Raw genomic sequence first — 10,990 nt, forward strand, 5'->3', positions numbered from 1 at the left:
TTCGAATATTTAAAGTTTAATGTTGAATAATAATACGTTCGGTAATAGAAGTTTTATTATTTTTAATATGTATGAAGTATATACCATTTTTATATAAGGTAGTGCTACGTCTTATACGTTCGGTTTCGGAAGTAATATTTAATGCCATAACATCAACAAGCTTTCCTGATGAGTCATAGACAGAAATTTCAGTTTTACCTTCATATTTTTCAAACTTAATTTCCATATAATCGTTGGCAGGATTAGGATAGATGCTGATACTAGATCCGTCGATATCATCAATTCCCGCATGCGCTATCATAGTCAGAGTTGATATTTGGGAGCCGCCGCATTTATTAAATGCCTGTACGGTTAACCTTGCTACATCTCTTGATCTTACATATAAAGTACAAACCGTACCGTAATTATGTTCGATATGCCACGGCGCATCAAGAATTTGCCATTCGTAATGAGTTGCACCCTCAACAGGATCTATATTATAGATGTACATACCGTAGAAAATATCCGATCCGAAAATAAATTCGGTGGTACCGCTAATACTTCCAATTTCATCCAGTTCATTAACAATAGTTACTTCAAACTCATAAATACTATCACATCTGTTAATAACAGTTTCCAGATAATCATAATAAATTCCGGGACCGTTAATTGTTTGACCTCGCCAAGTGTATGGAAGATCATAAGAACATAATGTATCTTGTGTTGATATGAGATATTCGGGATAGGTGGATACGGTAAGATGAACTAAACTATCGCACTCTTGCTGAGTATTGAAAATTATATCATGTAATCCCGGTGTATAAATAGTACTGTCGCCGTATTTAATAGGTAATTCGGATTCACATAATTGCATAAAGTCGTAAGTTACATATCCAGGACGTATTTCTATGGTAATTGTATTAAATACAGTTTGTTTACAGTTATTGACATCTGTTATATATACTTCATAAGTACCGGCAGAAAGATCCGTGAATGTGTAAACATTATTGTATGTAGGTTGACTTGAACTTACCTGACCTGTTGTTTTCTTCCAATAAAAAGTATAAGGAGCAGATCCTCCCCAAGCACGAAGAGTTATTGAACCGCCGTCACCGGTTGTACAACCATGTGTCCAAGATAATGTCTGCATATATAAATTATTAGGAATAATAGTATATGAATATGTCCAATCGGAAGAGTTACCAGCACAATCAGTATAAGTGTAAATATATGTTCTTGTGCCTTGACATTCTAACGGGTCAGGATCATTTTGAACTACTAGGGTCGGATGAACAATATTACCACACATATCATGTATTGTTGGTAAACCCGGAGCAATTGCATCAGCAATATTTGTTACAGTTGTATGTACATCTCCCGGTACTTGAGGCGGATACATCGGTCCTACATAGTAAATATATTGCCATTCCGCCGTATTACCCGCACAATCGGTATAAGTATAATAATATGTACGTGTTCCCGAACATACTAAAGGATAAGGATCATCATAAAAATTAACATACGCCGGCGTAGCTAAAGGTGTACCGCAAATATCATGAGCAACAGGTAACATTGAAGCTGTAGGTTGTGTTACATCGGCTAAGCAGTTAACATAAGCTATACCCGGTTCAATATCAAGAATGAGTTCTGTCGGTTTTACAATATTGAATGCATATTCCCAAACTGCCGAATTACCCGCACAATCGGTATAAGTATATTTATACGTTCTTGTACCTTCGCAAGCTATTGGTGTAGGTTGATCTGTATAACCGTTAAAATTAATGCTGGTTATTAAATTACCGCAATAATCATAAACAACCGGTTTTAGATCATCGGGTTGATAAGTTTCGGATATACAATTAACAGTTTCTGATCCATTAGGTTCAGTTATTGTAAATTGTGGCATATCGACAATGTATTTGTATGACCAGTTATCGGTATATCCTGCACAGTCGCTATATGTGTAGATATATTCGACACTACCTTCACAACCAAGTTGATTAATAGTGTTCGATAAGAAATAAGTATTGCTGATATCGTTACCGCAATTATCAAGAACCGTCGGCATTAAGCCCTGAACAGTATGAGGCAGTACTAAAGCCATACCAGGACACTCTACTACTTGTTCAACGTTTTGTACTGTAATTGATAGCGGTTCAGGTACAACATGATATTTATATTGCCATATAGCCTGATTGTCGGCACAATCGTAAAATACGTAATTGTATGTTACATAACCTTGACAACCAGTAATCTCATTAGATACATTTAAGTGGAATGATCCGCTTATATCATTACCGCAATTATCAAGAATTGTGGGTAAATTACCCGGAACAGTGTGAGGTTCAACAAGAGCTTCCGAGACACATGCAACAGTTTGAAGAACATTTTCGGCATTAATCGTAAACGGTTCAACTATTAATACGTATGTAAAAGTCCAATCTGCAGTATTTCCCAAACAATCTGTAAAAGTATAAGTATAAACTTTCGTGCCTTCACAAGTAATAGTAGTAGGATTACTTTGTTCATTTGTAAGTGCATGAGTTGTAGCATTGCCGCAGCCATCAAGAATTGTAGGTATGTGCGCCGTAGGTTCAACCAGGTCATCAATACAATTAATAACTACCGTCATTGGTTGAGTTGTCATAACCAATGGTAAACCTTGAATATTATAAGTATATTCCCAATTAGCCGTATTACCCGCACAATCGGTGTAAGTATATACATGAGTACGCGATCCCGCACAATCTAAAGGTGAAGGATTATCTTGGACGTCTGTAAGTTGAATGTTTGTAATAATATTATTACATGCATCACGTACAACAGGGAATACAGGAGCTGTAATATCAGATAAACAATTTACAGTTGTTGAGCCTGCAGGTTGAGTAATAGTAAATGTGGGCATATCAACTATAAAAGTATAGGTCCAATCTGCAATATGACCTACACAATCAGTATATCTATAAGTATAAGTACGAGTTCCGGTACATGTTATTTCATTCGGGACGTTATCTATTCTTAACAACATGACATTTGATATAGGATTACCGCAAGCGTCACTAATTTGAGGTATTATACTACTCGGATCGAACATTTCGCTTACGCAGGAAACCGTATTAACAATAGGAGGTTGTGAAATAACGAGTTCGGGAACTTGAATATTAAATGTATATGTCCAGGTAGCTGTGTTATTAGCGCAATCGGTATATAAATAAGTATAAGTACGTGTACCAGTACAAGTAATGTTAAGAGGATTATCCACAATACTTATTAAACTAGGAGCGGGAAGAGTATAGCCGCAAGAGTTAACAACTACAGGAAGATGAGCCGTAGGTTCATAAGTACCGCTTATGCAGTTAACATTTTCAACCATAGGAGGTGTTGATATAACAAGCTCCGGCATTACATGATAAGTATAAGTCCAATCTGCAAAATCGCCTTTACAATCAATATATGTATAAGTATATACTCTTGTTCCCGCACAAGTAATCGTAGACGGATTATTTGTGATATCAGTTAGAATAGGCGGATCAAGCAAATTACCGCAAATATCATAAACTACAGGAACTAAATTTGTAGGTTCATATATTTCGGTAGGACAATTTACATAAGCTACACCGGGTTCCGCATTAACTACAAATGTAGGTCTTATAACGTTGTAGGTGAAAGTCCATGTATCAGTATATCCTGCACAGTCCGTATAAGTATATGTGTAATATTTACTTCCTTCACAGGTTATTCCTGCCGGCGGTGTAGTACCCGAATCTGTTAACGTAATATTTGTGATTAAGTTACCGCAGTTATCATAGACTTCAGGTAAATAGTTTATAGGAGTAATAACTTGTGATGGACAATTTACAGTTAATTGTCCGTCTGGTTCGTTAATTGTGAAAGGAGTTGTAACAATAGTATATTTATAATGCCAAGTAGCAGTGTTTCCATAGCAATCGGTATATAAATAATGATATATTATTGTTCCTTCACAGGTTACCGGATCAGGATTTTCTTCCTTATTAACAAGTACAATATTTGTGATAGTGTTTCCGCAGAAATCCTGAACTACCGGCAAGAAAGCGGTAGGTTCAACAGCATCTGACAAACAAGATACGGTAACATCACCCGGAGCATCATTGATGTAGAAAATAGGAGTTACAACAAAGAAAGTAAATTTCCAATCAGCTGTATTACCTGCACAATCTGTATAAGTATATGTGTAAGTACGGGAACCGTTACATTCGAATTGTTCAGGGTTTTCGGAAATATCTGTAAGTACAACATTAGTAATGGTATTACCGCAATAATCTGTAACGATAGGAGTAAACTGAAGAGGTTCGAAAATGTCATTATAACAATTTACTGTTGTGTCACCGGGTAATTCATTTATAACGAATTGAGGCATATCAATATTGATAGTATATGTCCAATTTGCAGTATTACCGGCACAATCAGTATAAGTATAAGTGATAACTCTCGTACCTTCGCAACTGAATGTAGGAGGTGTATCAATTGTATTTGAAACAATATTAGTAATTAAACTGCCACAGTAATCATAAACTTCCGGAATGAAAGCTATCGGATCGAATAAATCTGCAATACAATAAATTGTTGAATCTATTGGAGCTTCTTCAATTGTAAATTGAGGAATGTTTATGTTGAAAGTAAAATTCCAAGTAGCAGAATTGTTGGAACAATCGTAATAAGTATAATGGTAAGTACGAGATCCTTCACAAGTTATCGGGTTGGGATTATCTGTGTATCCGTTAAGTTGAATATTTGTTATCAGATTTCCGCAAGCATCAAAAGCTTCGGGCAGGAATTCATCAGGTTGGAAAATATCATTGAAGCAATTAACCGTTGTATCCTGATCTACCAGTGTAAGATTTAGCGGAGGTAAATCATTTACGAAATAAGTATACATCCAATCGGCTGTATTTCCTGCACAATCGGTATAAGTATAAATATAAGTACGATACCCGTTGCAAACTAACGGATCGGGTTGATCGATATGATCTGTAAGTTGAATATCTGTAATCAAATTACCGCAAGCATCGTAAACTATAGGGAGAACGGATGCCGGTGGCGGTACAATTTCCGAAACACAGGTTACGGTTGTACTTCCAGGAGGTGAAGTAATAGCAAACTGCGGCGGACTTACATGAATTATATAAGACCAATTGGCAGTATGACCGGAACAATCCGTGTAAGTATATACTAAAGTACGTGAGCCGGCACAAATTAAATTTGGCGGATCATATATGATATCCGATATAAATGGCATTGTAAGTAAGTTGCCGCAAAAATCATATATTTCAGGTAACATATCATAGGTTGGTACGAATAAATCTGCAACACAGTTTACTGTTGTATCAAAAGGAGGAATGTCAATAGAAAACATCGGAATATCACCTATATGATAGGTACATGTCCATAAAGCAGTATTGCCTCCGCAATCCTTATATTGATAAGTATATGTTCTTGTACCGTTACAAACAAGCGGATTAGGTGAATCAACATAACCTAATAATTGTATATCATAAATTCTTCTTCCGCAAACATCATAAACAACAGGAAGAAGTGCTGTAGGTTCTACGGCATTCGAAGGACAAACAACTACAACATCTTTGTGAGTCTCAGGCATTGTAAATTGAGACGGAGTTACATTGAAAGTGTATGTCCATTCCGCAGTTTGACCGAAACAAGGTTCTGTGTATGTGTAAACATATGTACGTGTTCCGGCACACATAACAGGATTCGGTGTTTCACGGATATCTGTTAAGATTGGATTTGTGATTAAGTTACCGCATGGATCATAAACTTGAGGTAATTGAGTGATAGGATTGAATATTTCGGATAGACAATTAACAGTTGTACTTCCCGGAGCTGCTTCGATAACAAAAACAGGTCTTTCTACATTAAATGTAAATTGCCAATCAGCAGTTTGACCTACACAATCGGTATATCTGAATGTATAAACAGAAGTGCCGTCGCAAGTAATTGTTGTCGGGGTATTAGTAATATTAACAATTTGAATGTTTGTAATAATATTACCGCAATAGTCTGTGACTTCAGGAATAAGATTCCACGGTTCATATATATCAGAAGGACAATCAACAGTTGTTTCACCCGGAAGTTCGGTAATTGTGAAAGCCGGCATTTGTACAATATAAGTACATGTCCAGATATCCGAGTTGCCCGCACAATCAGTATACATATATCTATATGTTGCTGTACCTATACATTCTAATGGATTAGGCGATTCGGTATAATCAAGAAGAACAATGTCAGTAATTAGGTTTCCACATAGATCATAAACTACAGGTAAGAATTGAGTTGGTTCAATAATTAATGAAGGACAATCAACATGAATTATTTTATCATCATCGGGAATTTCAAGCTGAGGTAAATTTACATAGAAAGTATATAACCAATCTGCAGAATTTCCGCTGCAATCATAATACGTAAAGGTATAAACTCTTTTACCACCGGTACACGGTATTACAGATGGAGTGTTAACTACATTTGTAATATGAATATTTGAAATAACATCACCACAAGCATCGGTAATGATTGGTAATGAAATTAAGTTATTGTTTACAATATGTTCAATATCGGCAACACAATTTACTGTAGTATCTTTTGCCGGTGTTGTAATTGTAAATTCAGGACGATTAACATTGATTGTATATGTCCAATCCGCATAATTACCGCTACAATCTGTATATCTATATGTATGTACTCTTGTTCCTTCACAAATGATAGGATTTGGAGTATAAACAACACTTATTTCTTGTATATCTGTAATTACATCGCCGCATTCATCATTAATAACAGGTATATAACCTATAGGATCGAACATATCATTCGGGCAGTTAACATTGGTGAATCCCGGAGGAACGGTTATTGTAAACGGCGAACTTACGATATTAAATGTAAATGACCAATTTCTGCTATTGCCACCACAATCATAATATCTATAGTTATAAGTTTTTGTGCCGCCGCTGCAAACAAGTGGATTAGGATTTTCGACAGTATTAACAAATTGGATGTTTGTTATTAAATTACCGCAATTATCATAAGCATCCGGAAATGTAATTGAATTCTCATCAATATCTGCAATACAGTTAACAGTTGTTTGTCCTGCCGGTATAGGATCATTATTTGGTAGAACACTAACAAAATATACTTTCGACCATTCGGCAGTATTACCGGCGCAATCGGTAAATTCAAACCTGAATATACGAGTACCGCTACAAGTTAACGGATTAGGATTATCCGTTGAACCCAAAAATGTGTAATTTGTTAGTACATTACCGCAGTAATCAGTAAAAGTTGGTAGATTGTTGCTAACATAATTTGCATCAGGTATATCGGAAATACAATTTACTACTTCTGTTGAAGAAGTCGGATATATTGTAAGCGGCTGTGCTTCTATAGTATATATAAATGACCAATCGTCTGTGTTACCTGCGCAGTCTGTGAATGTAAATACATATTCACGCGTACCTTCGCATGTTAGCGGATTTGGTAAGTCAATAATATTTGTAATTGTGTAATTAGTAAGTACATTGCCGCAAGCATCAGAGATAGTAGGAACTAAAGCCGATGGATCAACTGCTAAGTTAGGACAACTAACTGTTGCTGCTCCCGGAGCTGTAGTAATGTTAAGAGTAGGTATAACTACAGTAAAAGTGTAAGTCCAGTAAGCAATGTTACCTGCACAATCAGTATATGTGTAATTGTATGTCCTTGTACCTTCGCATGTTATCGGATTAGGAGTATCAGTGTAATTTACATAAACAGCAGGTACGTTACGACCACAATTATCTGTAACAACCGGAGCATGGCTGTCTGGTTGATAAAATCCGGAAATACAACCGATTGTTTCAGTACCTGGGGTAAGTGTAGGATTAAAAGCAGGAGCTACAACATTATAAGTAAAAGTCCAAGTATCCGTATTACCTGCACAATCAGTATATTCGTAAATATAATCCATATTTCCTTCGCAAGTAACAGAAGTAGGAGTGTTAATTAATTGTATATCAGTAATTAAATTATTGCACTCATCATAAATACTTGGTAAGAAAGCAGTGGGCTCAACAGCTGCACTCGGGCAAGCTACTGTAACATTTCCGTCGGGGACAGTTATGCTGAAAGCGGGTCTTGTTACTGTATATTCATATGTCCAAGTATCAGTATTACCCGCACAATCGGTAAATGTATAAGTATATTCCCTTGTTCCGTTGCAAGTTATAGGGTCAGGGTTGTTTGATATATTAGATAAAACAATATTGGTAATGTTATTACCGCAATAATCGGTAACAACGGGTAAATATGCTGTAGGAACCACTATATCATCAACACAATCAACAGTTGCAGTACCACCAGGGACTCCAATTGTGAACCCCGGCATATCTACAGTGTAAGTATATGTCCAATCTGCTGTATTACCGGCACAATCGGTATATCTATATCTATAAACTTTCGTTCCGTTACAAGTTAATGGATTAGGAGTTTCGTCGGCACTAATAAGTTGAGCAGTTAAAGTATTTCCGCAAACATCAACAACAGTAGGTATGTAGGCAGTCGGAGCTATAATATCTGAAATACAAGTTACAGTTTGTGTTCCTGGAGGATCTGCAATAGTGAATGCAGGAATTTCCACATGAAAAGTAGAAGTCCAGTAAACCGAATTACCTGCGCAGTCAATATATTCATAAGAGTAAACGCGTGTTCCTTCGCATGTTAATGGGTTAGGAGTTTCCGTGATGGTTGGACCTGTTGGATTAATTACATTTCCGCAACCATCAACAGCTGACGGGATAACGGTAGGAGCTACTATATCAGCAATACAATTAACCGTGTGTTCTTCATTTGCTGCACTGAAAATAATTTCAGGAACAATATTAAATGTATATGTCCAAACAACACTATTACTTGCACAATCTGTGAAAGTGTATTCCAAAACGCGTGTTCCGTTACAATTAGGAATAGGTTCAGTAAGAACGTCATTGGTTTTAACCCCCGGTATTAATGTGTTACAAGCACCGTAAACCTGAGGAAGAATAATTGATGTTTCGTCTATTTTACTTACACAATTAACAGTAGTAGAGCCGTTTGGAGTATTTATTACCAATGCTGGCAATTGAACTGTAAAAACAAAATCCCAGGTATCGGTATTTCCGGAACAATCTGTATATGTATATGTATATGTGCGTGTTCCTTCACAAGTTAATGGGCTTGTAGGAGCATCAACCGTACTTGTGAGAACAATATTGGTAATTCTTTTATTACATGCATCAAATACAACAGGTAAGAATGTTGTAGGTTCAAAAATTTCTGCGACACAATTTACAGTAAGTGCACCTGCCGGTTGCGTAATAGAAAAAGGAGCCCTGTTGATAGTGTATGTATATGTCCAGTCTGCATAACGACCGAGGCAGTCGGTATATCTATATGTATATACCCTTGTTTGTTCACAATCGATAGATGGGTAGCTTACCGTACTGTGTAAAATAATATTGGTGATAATGTTTCCACAGTAATCTGTAGCAACAGGTAAAACCGAAGGAGAAATGGTGGAAGGTTCAATTATGTCTGAAACACATGCTACATTCGCGGTACCCGGTGCGTCGGATATAGTAAAAGGCGGCATATCAATAATAAAAGTAAAATCCCAAGTATCCGTATTACCGGCACAATCTGTGAAAGTATATGTATATATAACTTCTCCGTTACAAGTAATAGTGCTGGGATTAGAGGGAACAATTGAGGTAAGGACTATATTGGTTACAATATTACCGCAAGAGTTTGCTACGGTTGGTAAAAATGCATCCGGTTGATAAACATCCGCAGGGCAATTTACAACAATTTCACCGGGTGTGGCAGTTATTGTAAAAGTAGGTTCAATATTAAATGTATAAGTCCAGATAGCAGTATTACCCTCACAATCTGTATAAGTATATTCATAAACTCTTGTACCGTCGCAGGTAAACATTGACGGATTTGTTACAATATTTGTAAGTACCGGAGTTAGCAAAGTTCCGCAAGCATCGTAAACAGTAGGAGCAAGGGCATCGGGAGTAAAGGTGTTATTGATGCAGTTGACTGTTGTTGTTCCGTTGGGGATACTTATTGTAAAAACCGGTTTGTTTATTGTAATATTTTGTGTAGTTGTAGCGGAATTACCGCAAGCATCTTTAATAGTATATGTTCTTGTTATTCTTAGAGGACAATTTCCCGTGATAACATCGTTGGATGTAACGATAAGGTCACTATTATTACTACAATTATCGCTGATGGTTAATCCGCTTGCAGTCAAAAACGTTAAACTGTTATTGGCGGGATAAACACTTATATCGCAACCTGTACCTGTGTATGCCGGCAAAGTATTTGTGATAACCGGCGGTTGATCATCCTTAACCGTAAAGGACATATTAGCGTTAGCAGTAAGACCATCATTATCAGTTACACTAACATAAACAGTAATGGTTGTATTACATAAATTAGGATTAATAGTTATTGTTGCATATTCGTTATCAGTAGGATCTACTGTGGCGCCCAACCAAGAAATACTGAACGGTGCTGTGCCGTTTGTAATAACAGCATTTACTGTTACAGTACCAACATTAGGACAAACATCATAAGTAATAGGCGTTATTACTACTGTTGGTTGAGCTTTTGATTCCGATTTGCTCGGAGTTGCTTCTAAAGAAAAATAATCCGGCCAATTATTGTTGGCAAAAGAAATACTACAATTACTTAATAATAATAGTATTACGGAACATAATATAAATCTTTTCATGTTAATATAATATATTTTCGTTTATACTTGATTAATTTTATCATATTTAAACTTAATTTAGGTAAAAATAAACCTAATTTTACCTAAAATTTATGTCATAAACTAAACTTTTAATTAATTTTTGATACAAAATCATTTCAAAAACGACTTAAAATTTCTATTATACAGCAAAAACCAATGTTTTGGAGTGATTGGATTCTTTCGCTGCTT

The 10,990-nt window shown here is 36.1% G+C and carries 1 protein-coding gene; it reads right to left on the bottom strand.

Annotation, left to right across the window (positions count from 1 at the left end):
• Positions 1-16: 16 nt before the first annotated feature.
• On the bottom strand, positions 17-10,780 hold the full coding sequence (locus tag LBP67_09485; GenBank protein MDR2085211.1) for a T9SS type A sorting domain-containing protein: 10,764 nt from the start codon (positions 10,778-10,780) through the stop codon (positions 17-19).
• Positions 10,781-10,990 lie beyond the last annotated feature (210 nt).

It is taken from the genome of Bacteroidales bacterium, from assembly GCA_031276035.1.
In the GTDB taxonomy this organism is placed as follows: Bacteria; Bacteroidota; Bacteroidia; order Bacteroidales; family BM520; genus RGIG7150.

Excerpts from the sequence above, each read along its gene's own strand:
- LBP67_09485 (MDR2085211.1), bottom strand. The coding sequence starts at position 10,780 with ATGAAAAGATTTATATTATGTTCCGTAATACTATTATTATTAAGTAAT.